Genomic DNA, 20,977 nt, shown 5'->3' with positions numbered 1-20,977 from the left:
GGCCATCAGACGGCGCGAGCGAATGAGGCGGTGAGGGCTTCTCCCAGCACGGTGCATTCTTTTTTGAGCTGATCGAGCATAAGCTGCGCGCCTTTCAAATCTCCTGCGTGGGAGTATTCGCAGAGCTCGGCGGCGAGTTTCAGCGCTTTTTTAGCAGAGTAAACGCCGAGCATGCCCTTGAGGGAGTGGGCGGCTTCATAGAGCGGCGCGGCTTTGCCGGCGGCGAGCGCCTTTTCGGCCTTGCGCAGGTATTTCTGCGAGTCTTCGGCGAAAATGGCGACGAGCTTGCGCATGAGCTTTTCGTCGCCGGTGGATTCGCGGAACTCGGCCAGATCAAAAGGGAAAGCCTCGGGCGGTGGAACGGACGTGGGAGGTGCGGCATCCGCGGAGGAATCCTGCGCTGACGACTGCCGTGCAAACTGCTCCACGACGTGAAAGAGCTCGGCGGAACGCAGGGGCTTGGAGATGTAGTCATCCATGCCGGCAGCGAGGCAGCGCTCGCGGTCGCCCTTCATGGCATTGGCGGTCATGGCGATGATGGGGACGTGACCGCCGGAGGTTTTTTCCAGCTCGCGGATTCTGGCGGTGGCCTCGTAGCCGTTGACGCCGGGCATGTGGACATCCATGAGGATGGCGTCGAAGCGGGAGCTCTTGAAGAAGTCGAGGGCCTCCTGCCCGTTCGAGGCGAGGGTGATGAGATGGCCGCGCTTTTCCAGCATGCGGGCGCCGACGAGCTGATTGATATGCCCGTCCTCGGCGATGAGGATCTTCATGGCGGCGTGCGCGGCGACGATGGGCCTGATGCGCGGGGAGCGGGGCTTGATGGAAATGCCGCTGGTGCGGCCAAAGGCGGCGGTGAAGTGGAAGGTGCTGCCGGAGCCGGGCTGGCTTTCCACCCAGATGCGGCCCTGCATGAGGGCGACGAGATCATGGCAGATGGCGAGGCCGAGGCCGGTGCCGCCGTAGCGGCGCGTGGTGGAGGTCTCCGCCTGGGTGAAGGCCTCGAAGATCTTCTCGTGCATCTCGCTGGCGATGCCGATGCCGGTGTCGTTGATCTTGAAATGGAGAGTGAGGAGGTCCGCGGTTTCGGACTCGACATCGACCTCGATGGTGACGCCGCCCTTGTGGGTGAACTTGATGGCGTTGCCGATGAGATTGATGAGGATCTGGCGCAGCCTGCCGTCATCGCCGATGAGACGGGCGGGAACCCTGGGGCTGATGTGGTGCAGGAGCACGAGCCGCTTTTGAAAGGCGCGCACACCCATGGCCTGGGCGACCTCGGTGAGGATTTCGTTGAGGTCGAACTCGTGCGCGTCGAGCTCCATCCTGCCGGCTTCGATCTTGGAGAAGTCGAGGATGTCATTGAGCAGCTCGAGAAGGGAGTCGGCGGAAAGCTTGAGCATTTCCAGATACTCGCGCTGGGTGTCGTTGAGATCCGTGCCGAGAAGGAGCTCGCTCATGCCGATGACGCCGTTCATGGGCGTGCGGATCTCATGGCTCATGTTGGCGAGGAAGGCGCTCTTGGCGTTGTTCGCGGACTCGGCGTCGCGCCGGGCCTGGCGGAGGGCCTCCTCGTCCTGCTTGCGCTCGGTGACGTCCGTGTGGGAGCCGGCCATGCGGTAGGGCGTGCCGTGCTCGTCCCGCAGGGCGCGGCCGCGGGCGAGGATCCAGCGCCAGCTTCCGTCCTTGTGGCGGAGGCGAAACTCCACGGCGTAGCGTGGAATGCGGCCCGCCAGGTAGTCATTCAAGGTGGCCATCACGCGGTCGTGATCCTCGGGATGGATGAGTTTTTCGAAGGTGGCGAAGACGTTTTCGATCTCGTCATCCTCGTAGCCGATCATGCTCTTCCAGGGCGGGGAGAAGAAAACTTTGCCGGTGCGGATGTCCCAGTCCCAGATGCCGTCATTGGTGCCGCGCACGGCGAGGGCGAAGCGCTCCTCGCTTTCGGCGAGCTCGCGCACGGCCTCGGCGGGGGCATTGGGGAGGCGGAGGCGGCAGGCGTGCAGCATGCCCTCCAGCTCCCGGACACGATGCTTTAACTCCGGCACGGAGTCGCCTGCGGCATGCTCATGAGTGTCTGACATGGAGTTGGGAATGTCCTTGGCGCGATTGGGGGCGGACACCGGAGATGAATAGACACAAATCAGCGCAAACAAACTCAAAAGGTGGATTCCGGGCGGCAAAGTGCGGGAGGCGGCCGGACGGGTGAAATGCGGCAAAATCGATCTGGCTGCGTGTTTGGGCGCGGCGGCGACGTTTTTGTCCGCGCATGAACCGCCGTCACCTCCTCGCCTCCCTGCCTGCTGTTTTCACCGCGGCCAGCTTTGCCGCTGGCACTGACTCCAAACTTCGCGTGGCCGTCATCGGCCACACCGGCCGGGGGAACTACGGCCATGGGCTGGACACCATGTGGCTGAAAATCCCCGCGGCGGAGATCGTGGCTGTGGCGGATGCGGACGAGCAGGGGCTCAAGGCGGAGCTGAAGAAGCTGAAAGTGGAAAAGGGCTATGCGGACTACCACAAGATGCTGGCGGAGGTGAAGCCGGACATTGTGGCCATCGGTCCGCGGCACATCGACCAGCACCGCGACATGCTGCTGGCGTCGATCCAGGCCGGCGCGAAGGGCATCTACATCGAGAAGCCGTTCTGCCGCAGCGCGGCGGAGGCGGATGAAGTGATCGCCGCGGCGGAGAAGGCGGGAACGAAGATCGCCGTCGCGCACCGCAACCGCTACCATCCTGTGCTGCCGGTGATTGCGAAGATGATCAAGGACGGGGCGATCGGCCGGATGCTGGAAATGCGCGGGCGGGGCAAGGAGGATGCGCGTGGTGGCTCGCTGGACCTGTGGGTGCTGGGCACGCATCTTTTCAACCTGGCCACCTACTTTGGCGGAGCGCCAAAGGCCTGCAGCGCCACCGTGCTGCAGGATGGCAAGCCTGTCACCAAGGCGGATGTGAAGGAGGGGGACGAAGGAATCGGCGCGCTGGTGGGGAATGAGGTGCATGCGCGGTTTGAACTGGCCGGCGGCGTGCCGATGTTTTTTGACTCGATCCAAAACGCCGGCACAAAGGAGGCGGGTTTTGGCCTGCAGATCATCGGGACGAAGGGCATCATCGACTTCCGCATTGATAAGGAGCCGGTGGCGCACCTGTGCGCGGGGAGTCCATTCAACCCGGCGCTCAAGGAGCCGCGCCAGTGGCAGCCGATCACCACGGGCGGAGTCAACAAGCCGGAGCCGATCCCGAACCTCGGGGCGCAGGTGGCCAGCCATGAGACGGCGGGGCTGGACCTGATCGCCGCGATTCGGGAAAACCGTGCGCCGATGATCGATGCGGTGCAGGGGCGCGAGACGATCGAGATGGTGAGCGCGGTGTTTGAGTCCCATCGCCTCAACGGGCAGCGTGTGAGCTTTCCGCTGAAGACCCGTGTCAATCCGCTTACGCTTTTATGAAAACGCCTCCTGCCTCTGCTCTGCTGATTCAAAATGGCACGCTCATCCTGCCGGATGCGCTGGTGGAAGGAGGGGCGGTGCTGTGCGAGCGCGGGAAGATCACGGCCGTGGGGAAGCGGGTGGCTGCGCCGAAGAACGCGGTGGTGATGGATGCGAAGGGCGGGTACATCAGCCCGGGGTTCATCGACATTCATGTGCATGGCGGCGCGGGCGCTGACTTCATGGACGGCACGGTGGCGGCGGTGCGCACGGCGCTGAAGGCGCATGCGCTACATGGGACGACGACGATTTTTCCGACCACGACGACGGGAGCGCCGGTGCAGATCACGGCCATGCTGATGGCATGCCGTGAGGCGAGACGCACGTGGGAGCCGGGGCATGGGGCGCGCATCGGCGGGGTGCATTTGTACGGGCCGTATTTCGCGCCGGACAAGGTGGGCTGCCACTCACGCGAGGGAAGGCGTGCGCCGGATCCCGAGGAGTATGCACGGTGGTTTCAGGATGACCTGGTACGGATAGCCACGTGCGCGGCGGAGCTGCCGGGAGCGGAGGCGTTTTACCAGATGGCGCGCAAGCGGCGCTGCCTGATCACCTGCGGGCACTCAAACGCGAGCTGGGCGGAGATGGCGGCTGCGTACAAGGCGGGGATGCGGCATGTGGACCACTTCTGGTGCGCGATGAGCTCGGTGCCCTCCCTGCGGACACGACTGGGCACGCCGATGCAGGCGAGCATGGAGCAGTTTGTGCTGGCGCAGGCGGAGATGAGTACGGAGGTGATCGCAGACGGCATGCACCTCTCTCCGGAGCTGCTGGACTTTGCCTTTCGCATGAAGGGCGCGGAGCGGCTGTGCCTGGTGACGGACTGCAACCGGGCGCTGGACATGCCGCCGGGGCGCTACCGGTTTGGGTCCGAGGACGACGGCTCGTTCTTCGAAAGCGACGGGCGGGTGGGGTTTGTGCCCGGGCAGGGGCTGGCCAGCTCGGTGGTGGGCATGGACCACATGATGAGGCACATGAAGAAGAGCAGCTCCGCCACGCTGCCGGAGGCGGTGCGCATGGCGAGCCTGACACCGGCGGAGCGCACGGGCATGGCGAAAAGCTGCGGGAGCCTGGAGAAAGGGAAGCTGGCGGATGTGCTGGTGCTGAACCGCAAACTGGAAGTTCAACGTACGTTCATCGGAGGTGTCGAAGTGCCGCATGAGTGACGTGTTTCGCCGAGGCTTTTTGTTTTTGACCTGCGCCCTGGCGTGCGTGGCGCAAACGGCCTCGAAAAGTTTTTCAGAGCGGCTGGTGGAGTCGGCGCTGGAGCGGGTGAAGCACACGGTGCGCTATGATCCGGCGTATGTGGTGCTGGATTATCCCGGTGGAGATGTGCCGGCGGACACAGGGGTGTGCACGGATGAAGTGATCCGCAGCTACCGGGCGCTGGGGATCGACCTGCAGAAGCTGGTGCACGAGGACATGAAGCGGGCGTTTGCGGCGTACCCGAAGATCTGGGGGCTGCGCAGCACGGACAAGAACATCGACCACCGCCGGGTGCCGAATCTGCAGACCTTTTTCAAGCGGCGCGGGGCCGCGCTGCCGGTGACGCAGAAGGCGGAGGATTACCTGCCGGGAGACCTCATCACCTGCACGGTTCCCGAGAACCTGCCGCACATCGCCATCGTGGTGCCTGCGCCGGACGGGAGTGATACGCCGTGGATCGTGCACAACATCGGCCGGGGGCCGAAGCATGAAAACCGGCTGTTTGAGTTCCCGATCACCGGCCACTATCGGTATCACCCGCGCTGAGCAGTTTCGGCGGTGCGCACGGCCTCCAGGGTGAGCTGCCACTGCTCCGTGCCGCGGAACCAGCCGCGCTGAATGCGCATGGCGACATCCCACGGGGCGGGAGGAAGGCGGCCGATGGGCGCATTGAACCAGCGGGCCTCCATGGAGGAGCCATCCTGCGTGAGGACGATGCGGAGATGCTTTTCCTTCATGGTGCGGCCCGGCAGCTTGGGCCTCACATTGCGGCAGAGGAAGAGGGGCTCCGAGTTTTTCTGGCCGAAGGGTTCGAGGAGCTTGTAGCTTTCAAAGAAGCTCAGGGAGAGATCGCGGAGCTTCACCTCGGCATCGAGCTCGAGGACGGCTGTCATGGCCTCCTTGCTGAGGGCCTCGCGCGCCGCTGTCTGAAACGCAGCGCGGAAGGAGTCGATCTTGCCTTCGTGAACGGAGATGCCCGCGGCCATGGCGTGGCCGCCGCCGCCGAGGAGGTGGGCGCGGCAGATATCGATGGCTTCGACGAGGGAGAAGCCGGGGATGCTGCGGCCGCTGCCTTTGCCGATGCCATTTTCATCGATGGAGACGAGGATGGTGGGGCGGTGGCAAAGACGCGAGATGCGGGAGGCGACGATGCCGATGACGCCGGGATGCCATTTGCGCGAGCCGAGGACGATGGCGGAGACTTGATCGATATCGCCAAGCGCGGCGAGCATGGACTCGGCCTCGAGGTGCACCTGCTGCTCCACGTTTTGACGGTCCTTGTTGTGAGCCTCAAGCAGCTCGGCCAGGGCCTCGCCTTCGTCAGCATCCTTGGCAAGGAGAAGCTGCAGGGCCGTGGCGGCGGTGTCCAGGCGGCCGGCGGCATTGAGGCGGGGGCCTAGGCGGAAGCCGACGTGATGCGTCTGCACCAGGCCCTCCACGCCGGCGATCTGCTTCAGGGCTTTCAGACCGTGGCGTTTGGTCTGGGCCAGGGCCTCGAGGCCGCGGCGGACGAGGAGGCGGTTTTCCTCAACGAGGGGCACGAGATCCGCGACGGTGCCGAGTGCGACGAGATCGAGCGTTTCCTTGAGATCGTAGTTTTCGATCATGCGCGCCTTGAGCAGGGCGTGGGAGACTTTGAAAACGAGGCCGGCGGTGCAGAAGTAATGGTGGTCTTTGCCGAGCTTCGGATTCACCAGGGCCAGGCAGTCAGGACGGCCGAGGGGCGAGAGCTCGTGGTGGTCAATGATGACGCAGTCCACGCCGTCCGCGCGCAGCTTGGCCACTTCATTGAGGGAGGTGGTGCCGCAGTCGAGGGCGATGAAGAGGTCGGGCCTGCCAAACTGCTCGTAGCATTTGGCGATGCCATCGAGGCTGAGGCCGTAGCCTTCCTCCATGCGGGTGGGGAGGAAGAGATGGGTCTCGAGGCCGTAGGCTTTGAGAATGAGATGCATCAGCGCCATGGAGGTGACGCCGTCCACATCGTAGTCGCCGTAGAGGACGACGCTTTGTTTTTCATCGACCGCGCGGAGAATGCGCTGCACGGCGGTCTTCATCTCCGGGAGGACGGTGGGATCTCCCAGGGTGGCGAGCTTTGGCACGAGGAAGTCGCGCGCCAGCTCCACGGTGGTGAGGCCGCGCTGCACCAGGAGCTGGGCCATGAGGGGGGAGAGCCCCATGTCCGCCGCCAGCTCGGCAGCGCCCTCCACGGCGGGCTTCAGCAGCCAGCGTGGCGGACGTATGGAGACGGGGACGGGTTCGGACATGCGGATATTTGCGAGATGATGACATCTCTGTATGGAACACGCGTGAAGGCTAGTCAAAGCCTGCTTCCCGAAGCCATGATACCGCAGAATCAAGTTGCATCTTACTCCGGCCGCTGGTGGCTGGGAGCGATGGGAGTGTTCCTCATCGTGGCGGGATCGTTCTTTTCATGGCGGATGTGGCTCTCGTATGAAAAGGCGTCGGTCACGCGGAAATGGACGCAGGTGCCGTGCCGGATCGTCTCCTCCCGCGTGGTGAGCGAGCGGCCCACGCCGCACTCCGACCCGGCGCATCGCGTGGAGCTGCGCTACGAGTATGTGGTGAACGGAACGAAGCACAGCGGCACGCGCATCCGGCAGGTGGAGGCGGCGCCCACGCTGCATTTTGACGATGCGGTGCAGAAGCAGCAGCAGTACCCGGCGGGCTCGGCGCAGGTGTGTTTTGTGAATCCGGCGGCGCCGGATGAGGCGGTGCTGCAGCATGGCTCCCGCGCCGCGCTGTATTCCATCTGGTTTCCGCTGCTGTTTGTGCTGGGCGGGGCGGGGATGGTGGGCGGGGCCTTACGGCGCAGTTCGAAATAGCATGGATTACGGTATGCCCCCGGTTTCCTGAAACAAAGCACCTGTGAAAAGCTCCCGGAGGGGGCAGAGAAATTAACCCGTGGGGGAGCGAACCGCGAAGCGGTGCAGCGGGAACCACCGGATGGCTTGCCCAAGATTGCAGGTCGGAGGTATGCAAGAGGCCCCCAGCCACCCGCCGTTCCCGAGGAGTGTGTGGATGGTTCCCCGGGCACCCTCGGTATGCGGCTTTACGCAAGAATGAATGAGCATAGTCCGGTGGTTCTCGCTCGGCAACCATCGCTCTGGACACCCGTGACAGACTGGTTGCGGGACTTGCAGAACCAACGATTCCTCTCTCATAGTTTGAGGATTCCCCGGTGATATGCCCAAATTTAAGCACACATTTTCAATTCGTTACAATTATCGATATCCCGATGACTGGGGACCTAATTCCATCGGAATTTATGCGAAATCACTGAAGGATATCGACGATATTTGCGCAGTTGCAGATCTGGAAAATAATGAATACCGCAAAATCGACGTTGAGTTAGACGAAAACGATCCACGTCTCGTCAGACTTTACAAGGCTATCGAGGAAAAATATCAGTTTAAGCCAAGCCCTCATACCATAGTACCGATGGCGGAGCGCCGCTCGTATTTTGGTGTGGTTCGCAAGGTCGAATGGACTGCTGCTGAAATAAATGAGGCAGAATTTCTTCGCTTTTCTGCCACCAGACAGATTGCTCACCATGAAAATCCCGATGATGAACAATGGGAACGTGAGGACTATGTGGTCGAACTGGACAAAAAGCAGTACACGGCGGTGCAACTTGGTCTTTTGTCACCTTTTCAAGGACTTGCTGTGGCCGAGCCTCTAAAGTCAGGCTTGCTGTCGTCGGATCTTGCTGGTTTGAATCTGACACCGGTCATCTTTACAGGCGGCGGCAGCGTGAAGAAACCGCTATGGGCTTTGAAGAGCCATGTGGTGCTGCCAGCTATGCTGAACCCATTGCAGAACGAGCACGGGGAAGTGGTTGCTGCGGACAAGCCGTGGGCACGTTTTGAGTCCCGTCATGTTGATGATGGCAATTGTGATCCACCAGTCTTGAGGTACAGACGTGCTGAAGTTCAACGCCTTGGTCATTTTGATATTGCCATGACACATGCGCGGCTTGGAAATGGTCAAAAGATGGCGTACCGCTGGTGCATTGTATCGCAGAAATTTCGTGCCGCATTGAAACAACTTAAGGTTCCTGCATTAAGCTATGAGCCTGTTGTAATGGAATAAAAAGTGAGCGTTAAAAATGCAATCGTGCCTGTAAAGTGGCTGTCTCTTATCTCAGTGAACAACTCCCCCTGCCGGGAAAACAGGGGCGGAGACATGAGCACGAAGGGGAAAAGCCAGTTTTCCCAGCGCACGCGACCCACCAAACGAACGGCTTCAAATGTTTGTCTGACCTCGGCCCCACCACCGCGTATATCGCTCTAAACTAACGCTCAAACATTGCTGATGAAAAGCCAGCACACGCATTCGAGAGCCTTTCGTTTGCAGGCTGCCCGCTACCGTAGGGCTGGTTTACTTGGGCAGAAGGCGTGAGGCATCACGGAGCGCGCGATGAGGACTGCATGAGCCTTTCCAGCTCGGCGACGATCTCAGGCTTCTCGACTGCGAGATTCTTCTCCTCGCCGACATCTGTTTCGAGATTGTAGAGCAGCTTTTCGAGGGGCTTGGGCTTGCCTTTGTTTTTGACCTTCATCTCCGCGGCCTTGCCGTTGCCGCCGGTGTTGAGGTGGATGAGCTTCCAGGGCCATTTCAGGACGGCGAGCTTTCCACCCTGCTCGTCAAAGGCCCAGAAGAGGTGGGAGTGCTGCTGCTGGCCTGGTTTGCCAAGGAGTGTGGGCGCGAAAGAGATGCCGTCGAGCTGGGGATCGCTGCTGAGTTTCGTGATGCTGAGATCCGCCAGGGTGGGGAGGACGTCCTGGAAGGCGCAGACGTGCTCGCTGGTGGTGCCTGCCTTGATCCTGCCGGGCCACCAGGCGATGAAGGGCTCGCGAATGCCGCCGTCGGTCATGTCCCGCTTGATGCCTTTGAAGTCGCCGTTGCTGTTGAAGAAGTCGCTCTGGTGGCCGCCTTCCTGATGCGGGCCGTTGTCGCTGGAAAACATGACGAGGGTGTTTTCGGCGAGGCCGAGTTCTTTGAGGCGGGAGAAGATCTTGCCGACATCATTGTCGAGGAAGCGCATGAACTGGGCGAAGCCCTTTTCGGCATCAGGCCAGTCCTTGTCTTTGTATTCGCCGTAGTCCGGAGATTCCATGCCGTGGCCGAGCGGGGAGGTCTTGCCGGCCTCGTTGTTGGCGTGGGGGATGTTGAAGGCGTAGTAGAGGAAGAAGGGCTCTTTTTCCTTCGCGCGTTCGCCGAGGTAGCGCTGGACATCGTCGGAAAGGAGCTGGGGGACCCAGGCTTTGCGGCCATCGAGAGGGGCGACGCCGGTACCGACGAGGTCGCTGTCGGAGTAGTCTTTGGCATCCTTGCCGGAGCCGGGGATGAGGGTGTTGGGAAGCTCCACGATCTTGCCGTTTCGGATGAGGGCCTTGGTGAAGAAATTGTGCGCGTGGCTGGTGCCGACGTAGCCGAAGAATTCGTCGAAGCCTTTGCGCTGCGGATCGTCGAGAGGGATGGGTTTGCCGAGGCCGTATTTGCCGATGCACGCGGTATGGTAGCCGGCAGACTTCAGCACTTTGGGCAACGTGAGGTCGCCGTCAGGGATGGAGCCAATGCCGTTGCCACGTACGCGGCAGTGGCCGGTGTGAAGTCCGGTCATGAGCACGCAGCGCGAGGGGGCGCACACGGTGCAGCCGGCATACATGCGGGTGAACTTCATGCCCTCGGCGGCCATCTTGTCGAGGTTCGGCGTGGTCAGCGTTTTCTGCCCGAAGCAGCCGGCATCGCCATAGCCCATGTCATCGGCGAGGATGAAGATGATGTTGGGCTTGTCCGCGGCATGGGCAAAGGTGCCGAGCAGGAGCAGTGAGAGGATGAGGAAAGTCTTCATGGAGTGACACCAAAACGCTGGAACTCGCGGGTTGCTTCAGGAAAAGAGACTCTCTAGCGTGGGTGAATCCGCATGCCGCCTGACCTGCTCATCGTCCGCACGTTCATTGTGCAGTTTTTTGTGCTGCGGGATGGCGACGCCCTTTATCTCATCGACACGGGATTCGTGGGCGGCCGGAGTGCGCTGCGCCAGGCGCTGGTGGGGCGCGGCTGGGATGCGCTGCCGATTCGTGGCATTCTGCTCACGCATGGGCATCTGGATCATGTGAGGAATGCGCCGGCGCTGGCCGCGCAGCATTCCGCGTGGATCGCCGGGCCGGGGCGGGACCTGGAACATTACGAGAACCGCGCTCATTATTCCGGCCTTGGACGCATCGCGGGTGTGGCGGAGTGGGTGGGCCGCCGGTTGCTGCGCCAGCCTGCGTTCAGGCCGGACCGCTTGCTGAAGGATGGGGATGAACTTCCCATCTGGGGCGGACTGCGGGTGGTGGCGCTGCCGGGCCACACGCATGGGCACTGCGGCTATTATTCCGCGCAGCACCGGCTGCTTTTCAGCGGGGACTTGTTTGCGACTTTTGGCCTCGGGCCGCAGATCGCTCCGATTTATCTCAATCAAGACCATGCCGAGGCGCGCCGGAGCATTCATCGGGCTTTGGAGCTGCCGCTGGACGGAGTTTTGCCATGTCACGCGGATGAGTCACCGCCTGAGAAGCAGTTGGAATACTTGCGCGGGCTGGGGCAGGGATGTTGACTTTGGCCATGAATCAAATCCTCGTCCTTTATGACTCCCGCAGCGGCAATGTCGCGAAGATGGCCGCGCTGGTGGCGGAAGGGGCGCAGCAAGTGCCGGAGACGGAGGTGCGGCTGAGGCATGTGGATGAAGCGACTGCGGAGGATGTGGTGTGGTGCGATGGTCTCGCCGTGGGAAGTCCGACGAACATGGGCATTCTCTCATGGAAGATGAAGCGCTTCTGGGATGAGACGATGGCGGACAAGTGGCTGGAGGTGGATGGGAAGATCGCCTGCGCCTTCAGCAGCGCGGGCGGCTGGGGCGGAGGCATGGAGATGGCCTGCCAGTCGATCCTGACGGTGCTCATGAATTTTGGCTTTCTCGTCTTTGGCGTCACGGATTACTCGGGCAAGAAGATGACGCTGCACTATGGCGCGGTGGCTTCGAAGACGCCGCGTGAAGAGGAGACGCAGGAGGCCTGTCGTATTCTTGGGCGGCGACTGGCCGAATGGACGGCGCTGTATGTGCACGGGCGCAAGGAGCAGAATCCGCTGACGAAGGGTGTGAAGCGGTTGTGCCCGAGCGATTTTGTGGAAGATAAGACGAACGAGTCATGACGCCGACGCTGTGCATTCTTGGTGGTTGCAATGGAGCGGAATGATCTGACGCTTGCCCATGAGCAGTATTTGTGGGACGATTTCCGCCACTGCTATGGACCAGCTGCAAGCCATCATCGATGCCATACGCCTTCAAGAGGGTCCGCCGCGTGAGATGTCTGAGATGTCGAAGATTGTGCTCGAAGCAGGCCGCGTGGCCACGGAAAAGATGCTCGACTACTACAAGCGGATGGGCATCAAGGTGACACCGCAGATGACGCTGGCGCCGGAGGAGCCAAAGAGGGTGCGGAGGAAGAAACCGCTGATCGGTAAAACACATTATACTCACTCAATCGACCAGTTCCCAACCAGGTTTGTCTCCGCCAAACGTAGGGAAGCTCCGCCGACTGACATGTCGGAGATGGTGCGCATTGGCCTCGAAGCCAGCCGGGTGGCTACGGAGGAGATGCTGGACTACTACAAGCGGATGGGCATCAAGGTGACGCCGCAGATGACGCTGGCGCCGGAGAAGCCGAAGAGGGGGCGGAGGAAGTAGGGGCGTCATTTCGTGGAGGTTTTGCAATAATCTCGTCGATAGCCGCCTTGTTCTGGTATGTCTCCTCTAATGGCCCTCATTGTTCTTGGCGTCCTGCTGGGGACCGCCGTATTCATCGCTGCGTTGATCGCCAAAAAGTGGGGACTTGCCAAGCTTGCACTGCCATGTCCGTTGCTCGTCCTGCTCTGGCTGGTTTTGGCGGGCACGCCCCCAGACGCGGAAGCAGAATGCAAACGACTCTTTGGTGAAGAAGTGCGGGCGCATGCCAGGGAGCTTCAAAGCATCAAGCCTCCCGGCATGGACGGTTTTTTTCTGACCTTCCGGATTTCTCCACAGGACTTTCAACACCTCATCAAACCGGCGTTCTCGGTTCAGCCAATCAGTGGAATCAGCTTCTTTGGTCGAGAATCCCGACCAGAAGGCTGGCCGAAGGTGCTGGAGACCATTGACGAGTGTCTGCAACGCGACGTGGGCGAAGACAGTCTGTGTCTCTATTATGACGATGCCAGAGAGACCGCGTATGCATCGTTCCGGTATTGGGGGTGGTAGCAGCGGGTATCGCCAGAACCGTGGGCTTTGCCTCGCAAGTTTTGGCGCCCCGGAAGCAGTTTGAAAGAAGATGTGCCGCTTGCTGATGATTGGTTGTTGTGGGCCCACGCGCGCGCGGAAGAAATAGCGCACGGCCGTGCGGCCCGGGAGGGCCGAACCATGGCTGCATGAGTGCAGCACACACAGTCCATCGACGGCAGAAAGGCCGTGGCACGCGGCTGAAGGACTACCTGCCGCTGGCGGTGATCATCGTGCTGGCTCTGCTGGCGGCGACGGCGCTTCAGTCGCGAGAGAGCTTATGGCAGTGGATGGGCTGGATGCACGATTTCATGGGCATCTTTCTGGTGATGTTTTCCATGTTCAAGTTCTTCGACCTGCCGGGCTTTGCGGATGGCTTTCAAATGTATGACCTGCTGGCCAAGCCTTTCCGGCCCTATGCCTATGTGTATCCCTTCATCGAGCTGGCCCTGGGGCTGGGATACCTGGCGCACTGGCGGCCGGAGATTGTTTATGCGGCCACCGTGGTGGTGATGCTTTTCGGCGCGGCGGGCGTCGTGGGGGCGCTGGTGAAAGGTCTGGACCTCGAATGCGCCTGCATGGGCACGGTGCTGCATGTGCCCCTTTCGACGGTGGCGCTGCTGGAAGACGGCGGAATGGCCATCATGGCGGGTGCCATGATGGCCGCTTCAATCGGAGGGGCCTGACCTCACTTCTTCACAAACTCCACCTTCCCCTTCTTCATCTCCGCGGTGATGTGGTCGCCTTCTTTGAAGCCGCCTTCGAGGACCGCAAGTGAGAGCGGATCGAGGAGGTGTTTCTGGATGGCGCGTTTGAGGGGGCGGGCGCCGAAGACGGGATCGAAGCCGGCGTCGGCGAGGTAGCGGGTGGTGTCGTCGGTGACGGTGAGGTGGATGTTCTGCTTCGCGAGGCGGTCGATGACGCGCTGGAGCTGAATCTTGACGATGCTGTCGAGCTGGGCGGCATCGAGGCGGTCGAAGATGACGATTTCGTCGATGCGGTTGAGGAACTCGGGGCGGAAGAACTGCTTCAAGCTGTCGCGCACCAGGGCATCGCGCTGCTCAGGATTGCTGACGTCCTGAATGGCGCTGCTGCCGATGTTGCTGGTCATGATGAGGACCGTGTTTTTGAAATCGACCGTGCGGCCCTGGCCGTCGGTAATGCGGCCGTCGTCGAGGACCTGCAGCAGCACATTGAAGACATCGGGGTGCGCTTTTTCGACTTCATCGAAGAGCACCACGCTGTAGGGGCGGCGGCGCACGGTTTCGCTGAGCTGGCCGCCTTCTTCATAACCGACGTAGCCGGGAGGCGCGCCGATGAGACGGCTGACGCTGTGCTTCTCCATGTACTCGCTCATGTCGATGCGGGTCATGGCGCTTTCGTCATCGAAGAGGAATTCGGCGAGGGCTTTGCACAGCTCCGTTTTGCCGACGCCGGTGGGGCCGAGGAAGAGGAAGCTGCCGATGGGGCGGTTTTCATCCTGGATGCCCGCACGCGCACGGCGCACGGCATTGCTGACAGCGGCGATGGCGTCCTTCTGGCCGATGACGCGCTGGCTGAGGCGTTCCTCCATTTTCACGAGCTTGGAGCGTTCGCCCTCCTGCAGACGCGAGACGGGGATGCCGGTCCAGTTGGCGACAACGCGCGCGATGTCGTCCTCGGTGACTTCTTCACGGAGCAACGAGTGGGCGGAGCGGGGCTGCGATGCCTCCACGGGAGCTGCGCTGAGTTTCTTTTCGAGATCGGGGATCAGGCCGTATTGAATCTCACCGGCGCGGCCGAAGTCGCCACGGCGCTGGGCCTGCTCAAGCTCGGTGCGGAGGCGGTCGATTTCCTCCTTCACCTTGCGGCCGGCATCGACGGTTTCCTTCTCTTTGATCCACTGGGCCTTCAGGGCGGCGGAGTTTTCTTTGAGGTCGGCGATTTCCTTGTCGAGCTTTTCGAGGCGGGATTTGGAGGCGGCATCTTTTTCTTTTTTGAGGGCCTGGCGTTCCATCTCGCCCTGCATGATCTGGCGTTCGATGACGTCGATCTCCGTGGGCATGGAGTCGAGCTCGATCTTGATGCGGCTGGCGGCTTCATCGACGAGGTCGATGGCCTTGTCCGGCAGGAAGCGGTCGGTGATGTAGCGATTGCTCAGCGTGGCGGCGGCGATGATGGCGCCATCTTGAATGCGCACGCCGTGGTGGACCTCATAGCGCTCTTTGAGGCCGCGCAGGATGGCGATGGTGTCCTCCACGCTGGGCTCCCCGACTTTGACGGGCTGGAAGCGGCGCTCAAGGGCGGGGTCCTTTTCGATGTATTTGCGATACTCATCGAGCGTGGTGGCGCCGATGCAGCGCAGTTCACCACGGGCGAGCTGGGGCTTCAAAAGATTGCCCGCATCCATGGCGCCTTCTGCTTTGCCTGCGCCAACGATGGTGTGGAGTTCATCGATGAAGAGAATGATCTCGCCTTCACTGGAAGTGACTTCTTTGAGGAAGGCTTTGAGGCGTTCCTCGAACTCGCCGCGGAACTTGGCCCCGGCCATCATGCCGCCGAGGTCCATGCTGATGAGGCGCTTGCCTTTGAGGGAGTCAGGCACGTCACCGGCGACGATGCGGCGGGCGAGGCCTTCGGCGATGGCGGTCTTGCCCACGCCGGGCTCGCCGATGAGCACGGGGTTGTTCTTCGTGCGGCGGCTGAGCACCTGCATGACGCGGCGGATTTCCTCATCACGGCCGATCACGGGGTCGATCTTGCCCTGCTTGGCGCGGGCGGTGAGGTCGGTGCCGTATTTTTCCAGGGTCTGGTATTTGCCTTCAGGGTCCTGATCCACCACACGCTGGCTGCCGCGCACGGCGGTGAGGGCTTTGGAAACGGTGTCGTAGGTCAGGCCGGCCTGCTTGAGCAGGTCCGAAAGCTCCGTCTTCGTTTTGAAGAGGGCCAGGATGACGTGCTCGACGCTGAGGTATTCGTCCTTGAGCTTCTTCTGCTCGTCCTCGGCCTTCGTCATGAGCTCGCGCATCTCATTGGAAAGATGCAGGCCGCTGGTGCCGCCGCTGACCTTGGGCTGGCGGGCGAGGAGGGACTCGACGGCGGATTTCAGGCCTTGTGCGGCCGCAGGATTGACGGCGGATTTTTCAAACAGCGGCGTGGCGATGCCGCCCTCCTGCTCCAGCAGGGCGAGCACGAGGTGGGAAGGCTTCAATTCCTGATGTCCATGCCGGGTGGCGATGGATTGGGAGGCATTGAAGGCTTCCTGCAGCTTAACGGTGAATTTTTCGGGTGACATGGTTGGTGGGAGAAAGGTTGTTTCACTGTCTCTTTTGCTGGAAGCATGCCACAGTCATCCATGACGCTGCTACGCTTGATTTGTCGAGGTTAGGCCACTTTTTAATACGGTTGGCGGGTCGCTTTTGAGTGCATCGCTGTCTCACCGAAAAGCCGAAGTGGCACAGATGTGCAGCCTCGCGCAGGCCTACTTCTCGCGGCCGGGAATCTCCGTGCTGGCGCCGCTGCCGATGGTCTCGTCATCGTTCATCATGAGGTCATAGCCGGCCATCTCCACCTCGCCGTGGCGGACTTTCTTTTTGGCCATGGCGACGGAGATCCAGCGGAACTCGGCGTTGTTGTCCAGCAGGACCTTGAGCACCATGGTGAGAGGGACGGCGAGGAACATGCCCAGCGGGCCCCAGAGCCAGCCCCAGAAGATGACTGAAAGGATGACCACCAGGGGGGAAATGCCGAAGCGATTGCCCAGCATGGTGGGCTGCACGAAGTTATCGAGAAAGAAATTGATGCCGCCGTAGCCGAGGGCGACGAAGACGGCGGTGGCCGGACCGTGCTGCACCAGCGCCTCCACGATGGCGGGCACGGAGGCGGCGGTGCTGCCCACGGCGGGGATGTAGTTGAAGAGGAAGGCCAGCAGGGCCCAGAGCAGGGGATAGTGGAGGTCGAAGAACCAGCACCAGAAACCCGCGAGCAGGCCGGTGAGGGCGCTGATGAGGGTTTTGACGCCCAGGTATTTCTGGATGTCGTCCGCGGAGCGCATGAGCCCGGTGAGATCCGGGCCGCCGGAAAGATGCACGGCCTGCAGGCGGCTCTGGGTGCCGTGGGCCTCCATGAGGATGAACATCATCACGATGATGACCATGATGAGGCTGGCGAGCAGGGTCGCCAGCGTGCCGAAGGTCGTGCCCAGCCATCCGGCCAGATTTCCCATCACATCCTGATTGGCAGCCCAGCCGATGAGCTTGTTCCATTCAAACATGCCCGCCACGGCGGTTTTGGCATCCATCACCCCGTTGGCCTCCAGCCAGGTGGCCACTTCATTCGAGTACCGCTCCAGTCCGCGGAGATAGTGCGGCAGATCATGCCAGAAACTGATGAGCAAACGCACGCCCACGGTCACGAGGCCGGCGAGCACGCTGAGGTTCACCGTCATGGTGATGCCCAGGGCCACACCGGCGGGCACCCGATGCCGCCGCAGCCAGCGCACCATGGGATAGCTCAGCACCGCCAGGAAGAAGGCATAGACGATGGGCACGAGCACATTGGCGGCGATCTTCATGCCTGTGAGAATCACGAAGAGGCAGGCCAGGGTCACCACCGCCTGGGATCCTTTGCGGCCCCAGTCCACTGTCTGATCGTGCTCCTGAAACAATGACATGAGGCTGCAATGCCGCAAAATCGCCGCTGGCTCAAGATTTTTCCATGAACTATAAAGCAATGCATGATCGCCCCGCTGCACCGCCTCCTCAATCTCAGCCGAAAATCCGCCTTTGGGGATGACCGCGGCCGCGGGGGCCTGACCCTGAATCCGCGGATTGTGCTGGGTCTGCTGATCATCGCGGGCTCACTGCTGTACAACTGGTTCGGCACCACGCATTACCACAACGAATTTACCGGCCGTGATCAGACGCTCGCTCTCGCCACGCCGCAGGAGGAGATCGCCATGGGGCTGGAATCCACACCGCAGATGATCCGGGAGAGCGGCGGGCTTTCGCGGGATGCGAAGGCGCGGGCGATGGTGGAGCGGGTCGGCGCGCGGCTGATCGCCTCCACCGCGGCGCGGGAGACGCCGTATCAGTTTAAGTTTCATCTGCTGGCGGACACCGAAACGGTGAACGCCTTTGCCCTGCCGGGCGGGCAGATCTTCATCACGGAGGCGCTGTTTCGCCGGCTGAAATCCGAGGATCAACTGGCGGGCGTGCTGGGGCATGAGATGGGGCACGTGGTGGGCCGGCACTCCAATGAGCAGATGGCGCATTCAAAGCTGCTGGGCGGACTGGCGCAGGGAGTGGGGGTGCTGACTTCCGACGGACACAGCAACACCGGCGCCTACATTGCGAACCTGGTGGCGCAGTGGCGGGTGATGACCTTCAGCCGGGAGGATGAGTCGGAGTCCGATGCGCTGGGCGTGCGCTTCATGATGCAGGCAGGCTACAATCCGGAGGCGCTGATCGGCGTGATGGAAATCCTCGCGCAGGTGAGCGGCGGGGCCAGCAGGTCGGACTTCATGAGCTCTCATCCGAATCCCGCGAACCGGATGGAGCATATCCGGGAAGTGATCGCGAAGGAGCGGGCGGGGCGGTGAGGCGACGTTTTTAAGGAGCCAGCCCGAGGGGGCGGTTTTCGGTGCCTTTGACTTGGAGGAGGGTGTCGCCGAGTTCCTCGCGGGTAGGTTCGGCGAGCTTTTTCAGGCGCTCCACGATCTCGGGGTGATCCTGGGCGACGTTCTTCGTTTCGCCGGGGTCGTCTTTGAGATTGAAAAGCGAGAGGCCGATGTTTTCCACGCGGTAGCCATGGCGGGAGGCGATGCCCGCGATGCCGCTTTGCGTGATCGATTTGGGCTTCATCTGGCCAAAGCGGGCGGGCTTGCCATCGCGGCCGGGCTCGCCGTCCACGGTGATGTAGGGGTGGGAGAAATGCAGCTTCCAGGGGCCGCTGCGCACAGCCTGGAGCTCATCGCCACCGTAGAAGACCAGCGCCTCGTGCGGAGATCTGGCCTTTGGTTTTCCTTCGAGCAGGGGGAGGATGTTTTTGCCGTCGATTTTTCGTTCCGAGAGCTTGCCGCCGATGAGGGATGCGATGGTGGGCAGAAGGTCGATCTCCATCACAGGGTCGTCACACACGCGGGCGGCGGGCACGTGGCCCGGCCAGCGGGCGATGAAGGGGCTGCGTACGCCGCCGTCAAAGGTGGTGAGCTTGCCCTCGCGCAGCGGCCTGGCGCTGCCGGCGTGATTGCCGTAGCTGAGGAAGGGGCCGTTGTCCGAGAAGAGGATGACGAGGGTGTTTTGGTCGAGACCGCAGCGTTTGATCGTGTCGAGGATCTGGCCCACGGACCAGTCGAGCTCCTGCACCACATCGCCATAGAGACCGGCGCTGGATTTACCGCGGAAGGACTCGGAGGCAAAGATGGGCACGTGGGGCATCACATGCGGGACGTAGAGGAAGAAGGGGCGGTCTTTATTGCGCTCGATGAAGCGGGTGGCGCCCGCGGTGAAGCGCTGGGTGAACTGGGTTTGATCGGGATCGGTCTCGATGACTTTGAGACCGTCGTAGAAGGGCAGGGGCGGCATCTCCTGCGCCAGGGAGGGGTGGTACTTGCTGTTGTCGTTGGAGTAGGGGATGCCGAGAAATTCATCGAAGCCGTTGTGCAGCGGATTGAAGAGCAGGTCGGTTCCCAGGTGCCATTTGCCAAAGGCGGCGGTGGCGTAGCCGCGGGCCTTGCACATTTCCGGCAGGAGGAATTCGTCAGGGTGGATGCCCTCCTTGCTGGTGTGGTTCAGCGCGCCCTGCATGCCCACGCGGTTGGCGTAACAGCCGGTCATCAGTGCCGCGCGCGAGGCGCTGCACACGGCCTGCGCCACGTAGAAGCTGGTGAAGCGGGTGCCCTCCGCGGCCAGGCGGTCCATGTGGGGCGTCTTGATCTTCTCCGCGCCGAAGCAGCCGATGTCGGCATAGCCGAGGTCATCGAGCAGGATGAGCACGACATTGGGCGGGTGCTGATCCGCGGCGGAAAGAGCGAGGGTGGTGAAAAGGAAGGCGAGCAGCAGGCGCATGAAGGCATCGTGGCAAGGGCGGGCGGAAGTGGCGAGATTTTTTGCAGCAAAATGCTGTGGCGCTTGCCAGTGCCTTCGTTTCCCGGCTACTATCTAAAAATGATCTGGCGTGTGGCGGCAGTTTTGGCGGTGATTTTCTGGGCGGTGATGTCCGGACTGCTGGTGCGTGACACCTATTTCCCTGAGGCCTCACGCTTTGCTGTGGTGCCGCCGCGCATGGTGATGGACCTGTTTTTGCGGCAGGCGGACAGCTTTGGCTGCACGCTTCACCTGTACCATGATCACGAGAAAATGGGCCATGCAAACCTGCAGGTGAACCGCCGCACGAAGACGGATGGGCAGACGGCCTATGACATGGTCGCCCATGGTTCGGTGGAGGAGCCGGTGCCGGGGAGCGAGGCGCGCAGCCTGGTGGCCACGTGGAGCCTGGGCTGCACGCTGGCGGATGCCGAGCGCTGGCAGTATCTGAGCCTGAAGGCAGCCTTCCCTCAGCGCGATGCGAGCATGCAGATGTCCTGGAATGAAACGCAGACGACACCGGAGGTGCTGGTGAAGCAGGGGGAGCGGGTGCTGATGAACTCGCAGGATGTGAAACTGCTGACGGGCATGGGAAGCGGCGAGGACAGCATGCTGGCCATGCTCGCGCTGATGGGGGGGAACCTGCCGAAAAAGGATGCCGCCCCGGGGGCGATGAAACTGCAGGCGCGCGAGGGCATGATGATGCTGGCGGGCCGCCAGCGGAAATGTTTTGTGCTGGTGCTGCCGGTCTTCGGCACGCACGAGGTGAAGATGATCTTCACCGAAGCCGGAGAGCTGGCGCGCATTGACCTGCCTGAAAACTACGTGCTGCTGGAGCCGACCATCCACGGGCTGCAGAATCCGGCGCAGTGACCTGAACCTTTCCCTCTTTTT

Annotated in this window: 18 protein-coding genes; 12 read left to right on the top strand and 6 right to left on the bottom strand. The window is 61.9% G+C overall.

Features of this window, described 5'->3' with window-relative positions; genetic code table 11:
* Positions 1-5: 5 nt before the first annotated feature.
* Complete coding sequence (locus tag ACILSQ_RS18145; RefSeq protein WP_395745066.1) at positions 6-2,123, bottom strand: ATP-binding protein; 2,118 nt, start codon at positions 2,121-2,123, stop codon at positions 6-8.
* A gap of 146 nt (positions 2,124-2,269) precedes the next feature.
* Between ACILSQ_RS18145 and ACILSQ_RS18140 the strand changes: the two genes are divergently transcribed.
* Genes ACILSQ_RS18140 through ACILSQ_RS18130 form a run of 3 tightly spaced genes read left to right on the top strand, consistent with a single transcriptional unit; the run spans position 2,270 to position 5,242 of the window.
* A complete protein-coding gene (locus tag ACILSQ_RS18140) occupies positions 2,270-3,451 on the top strand; it encodes a Gfo/Idh/MocA family protein (RefSeq protein ID WP_395745065.1) in 1,182 nt (393 codons plus the stop codon).
* Positions 3,448-4,656: an N-acetylglucosamine-6-phosphate deacetylase gene (locus ACILSQ_RS18135; RefSeq protein WP_395745064.1), complete on the top strand. Its 1,209-nt coding sequence runs from the start codon at positions 3,448-3,450 to the stop codon at positions 4,654-4,656. Before ACILSQ_RS18140 ends, ACILSQ_RS18135 begins: the two co-directional genes overlap by 4 nt.
* Positions 4,649-5,242 (top strand): DUF1287 domain-containing protein, encoded by a 594-nt coding sequence (locus ACILSQ_RS18130; RefSeq protein WP_395745063.1) that lies wholly within the window; start codon positions 4,649-4,651, stop codon positions 5,240-5,242. Before ACILSQ_RS18135 ends, ACILSQ_RS18130 begins: the two co-directional genes overlap by 8 nt.
* On the opposite strand, the gene recJ is transcribed toward ACILSQ_RS18130, so the two are convergent.
* Entirely contained in the window at positions 5,230-6,960 is a 1,731-nt protein-coding gene (gene recJ / locus ACILSQ_RS18125) for a single-stranded-DNA-specific exonuclease RecJ (RefSeq protein WP_395745062.1), read from the bottom strand. The genes ACILSQ_RS18130 and recJ overlap by 13 nt on opposite strands.
* 15 nt (positions 6,961-6,975) lie before the next feature.
* Here recJ and ACILSQ_RS18120 point away from each other — a divergent pair, with 15 nt between their 5' ends.
* Positions 6,976-7,539, top strand: coding sequence for a DUF3592 domain-containing protein (locus ACILSQ_RS18120; protein ID WP_395745061.1), 564 nt, complete (start codon positions 6,976-6,978; stop codon positions 7,537-7,539).
* Positions 7,540-7,900: 361 nt separating this feature from the next.
* Positions 7,901-8,806, top strand: a complete 906-nt coding sequence (locus ACILSQ_RS18115) for a hypothetical protein (RefSeq protein ID WP_395745060.1) — start codon at positions 7,901-7,903, stop codon at positions 8,804-8,806.
* Between the two features lie 313 nt (positions 8,807-9,119).
* Here ACILSQ_RS18115 and ACILSQ_RS18110 read toward each other — a convergent pair whose 3' ends face one another.
* A complete protein-coding gene (locus ACILSQ_RS18110; protein WP_395745059.1) occupies positions 9,120-10,571 on the bottom strand; it encodes an arylsulfatase in 1,452 nt (483 codons plus the stop codon).
* Positions 10,572-10,643: 72 nt separating this feature from the next.
* On the opposite strand from ACILSQ_RS18110, the gene ACILSQ_RS18105 reads away from it, so the two are divergent.
* From ACILSQ_RS18105 to ACILSQ_RS18085, 5 genes are all read left to right on the top strand, one after another.
* Complete coding sequence (locus ACILSQ_RS18105; protein WP_395745058.1) at positions 10,644-11,321, top strand: MBL fold metallo-hydrolase; 678 nt, start codon at positions 10,644-10,646, stop codon at positions 11,319-11,321.
* 8 nt (positions 11,322-11,329) lie between these two features.
* Entirely contained in the window at positions 11,330-11,917 is a 588-nt protein-coding gene (locus ACILSQ_RS18100; protein ID WP_395745057.1) for a flavodoxin family protein, read from the top strand.
* A gap of 94 nt (positions 11,918-12,011) precedes the next feature.
* Positions 12,012-12,452 carry a hypothetical protein gene (locus ACILSQ_RS18095; RefSeq protein ID WP_395745056.1) on the top strand — a complete coding sequence of 147 codons (441 nt, stop codon included), beginning with the start codon at positions 12,012-12,014 and terminating at the stop codon, positions 12,450-12,452.
* Between the two features lie 69 nt (positions 12,453-12,521).
* The gene (locus ACILSQ_RS18090; protein WP_395745055.1) at positions 12,522-13,001 is read left to right on the top strand and encodes a hypothetical protein; all 480 of its coding nucleotides are present in this window, start codon (positions 12,522-12,524) and stop codon (positions 12,999-13,001) included.
* Positions 13,002-13,168: 167 nt separating this feature from the next.
* Positions 13,169-13,705 carry a MauE/DoxX family redox-associated membrane protein gene (locus ACILSQ_RS18085; protein ID WP_395745054.1) on the top strand — a complete coding sequence of 179 codons (537 nt, stop codon included), beginning with the start codon at positions 13,169-13,171 and terminating at the stop codon, positions 13,703-13,705.
* Positions 13,706-13,707: 2 nt separating this feature from the next.
* Here ACILSQ_RS18085 and clpB read toward each other — a convergent pair whose 3' ends face one another.
* Entirely contained in the window at positions 13,708-16,293 is a 2,586-nt protein-coding gene (gene clpB, locus ACILSQ_RS18080; protein WP_395745053.1) for an ATP-dependent chaperone ClpB, read from the bottom strand.
* Between the two features lie 186 nt (positions 16,294-16,479).
* Positions 16,480-17,670, bottom strand: a complete 1,191-nt coding sequence (locus ACILSQ_RS18075; RefSeq protein WP_395745052.1) for an AI-2E family transporter — start codon at positions 17,668-17,670, stop codon at positions 16,480-16,482.
* 63 nt (positions 17,671-17,733) lie between these two features.
* On the opposite strand from ACILSQ_RS18075, the gene ACILSQ_RS18070 reads away from it, so the two are divergent.
* The gene (locus tag ACILSQ_RS18070; RefSeq protein WP_395745051.1) at positions 17,734-18,597 is read left to right on the top strand and encodes a M48 family metalloprotease; all 864 of its coding nucleotides are present in this window, start codon (positions 17,734-17,736) and stop codon (positions 18,595-18,597) included.
* Between the two features lie 10 nt (positions 18,598-18,607).
* Here the strand turns inward: ACILSQ_RS18070 and ACILSQ_RS18065 are convergent, their stop codons facing one another.
* A complete protein-coding gene (locus tag ACILSQ_RS18065) occupies positions 18,608-20,065 on the bottom strand; it encodes a sulfatase (RefSeq protein ID WP_395745050.1) in 1,458 nt (485 codons plus the stop codon).
* Between the two features lie 51 nt (positions 20,066-20,116).
* Between ACILSQ_RS18065 and ACILSQ_RS18060 the strand changes: the two genes are divergently transcribed.
* On the top strand, positions 20,117-20,956 hold the full coding sequence (locus ACILSQ_RS18060) for a hypothetical protein (protein ID WP_395745049.1): 840 nt from the start codon (positions 20,117-20,119) through the stop codon (positions 20,954-20,956).
* Positions 20,957-20,977 lie beyond the last annotated feature (21 nt).

It is taken from the genome of Prosthecobacter sp. (assembly GCF_044227185.1).
GTDB lineage: Bacteria > Verrucomicrobiota > Verrucomicrobiia > Verrucomicrobiales > Verrucomicrobiaceae > Prosthecobacter.
Note: the sequence above shows the minus strand (reverse complement) of the source record. Positions and strands in the feature narration are given on the sequence as shown.

What these genes read in the sequence shown, in the direction of transcription:
- ACILSQ_RS18140 (WP_395745065.1), top strand. Translation starts at nt 2,270, where the DNA reads ATGAACCGCCGTCACCTCCTCGCCTCCCTGCCTGCTGTTTTCACCGCG.
- ACILSQ_RS18135 (WP_395745064.1), top strand. Translation starts at nt 3,448, where the DNA reads ATGAAAACGCCTCCTGCCTCTGCTCTGCTGATTCAAAATGGCACGCTC.
- ACILSQ_RS18130 (WP_395745063.1), top strand. Translation starts at nt 4,649, where the DNA reads ATGAGTGACGTGTTTCGCCGAGGCTTTTTGTTTTTGACCTGCGCCCTG.
- recJ (WP_395745062.1), bottom strand. Translation starts at nt 6,960, where the DNA reads ATGTCCGAACCCGTCCCCGTCTCCATACGTCCGCCACGCTGGCTGCTG.
- ACILSQ_RS18120 (WP_395745061.1), top strand. Translation starts at nt 6,976, where the DNA reads ATGATGACATCTCTGTATGGAACACGCGTGAAGGCTAGTCAAAGCCTG.
- ACILSQ_RS18115 (WP_395745060.1), top strand. Translation starts at nt 7,901, where the DNA reads ATGCCCAAATTTAAGCACACATTTTCAATTCGTTACAATTATCGATAT.
- ACILSQ_RS18110 (WP_395745059.1), bottom strand. Translation starts at nt 10,571, where the DNA reads ATGAAGACTTTCCTCATCCTCTCACTGCTCCTGCTCGGCACCTTTGCC.
- ACILSQ_RS18105 (WP_395745058.1), top strand. Translation starts at nt 10,644, where the DNA reads ATGCCGCCTGACCTGCTCATCGTCCGCACGTTCATTGTGCAGTTTTTT.
- ACILSQ_RS18100 (WP_395745057.1), top strand. Translation starts at nt 11,330, where the DNA reads ATGAATCAAATCCTCGTCCTTTATGACTCCCGCAGCGGCAATGTCGCG.
- ACILSQ_RS18095 (WP_395745056.1), top strand. Translation starts at nt 12,012, where the DNA reads ATGGACCAGCTGCAAGCCATCATCGATGCCATACGCCTTCAAGAGGGT.
- ACILSQ_RS18090 (WP_395745055.1), top strand. Translation starts at nt 12,522, where the DNA reads ATGGCCCTCATTGTTCTTGGCGTCCTGCTGGGGACCGCCGTATTCATC.
- ACILSQ_RS18085 (WP_395745054.1), top strand. Translation starts at nt 13,169, where the DNA reads ATGAGTGCAGCACACACAGTCCATCGACGGCAGAAAGGCCGTGGCACG.
- clpB (WP_395745053.1), bottom strand. Translation starts at nt 16,293, where the DNA reads ATGTCACCCGAAAAATTCACCGTTAAGCTGCAGGAAGCCTTCAATGCC.
- ACILSQ_RS18075 (WP_395745052.1), bottom strand. Translation starts at nt 17,670, where the DNA reads ATGTCATTGTTTCAGGAGCACGATCAGACAGTGGACTGGGGCCGCAAA.
- ACILSQ_RS18070 (WP_395745051.1), top strand. Translation starts at nt 17,734, where the DNA reads ATGATCGCCCCGCTGCACCGCCTCCTCAATCTCAGCCGAAAATCCGCC.
- ACILSQ_RS18065 (WP_395745050.1), bottom strand. Translation starts at nt 20,065, where the DNA reads ATGCGCCTGCTGCTCGCCTTCCTTTTCACCACCCTCGCTCTTTCCGCC.
- ACILSQ_RS18060 (WP_395745049.1), top strand. Translation starts at nt 20,117, where the DNA reads ATGCTGTGGCGCTTGCCAGTGCCTTCGTTTCCCGGCTACTATCTAAAA.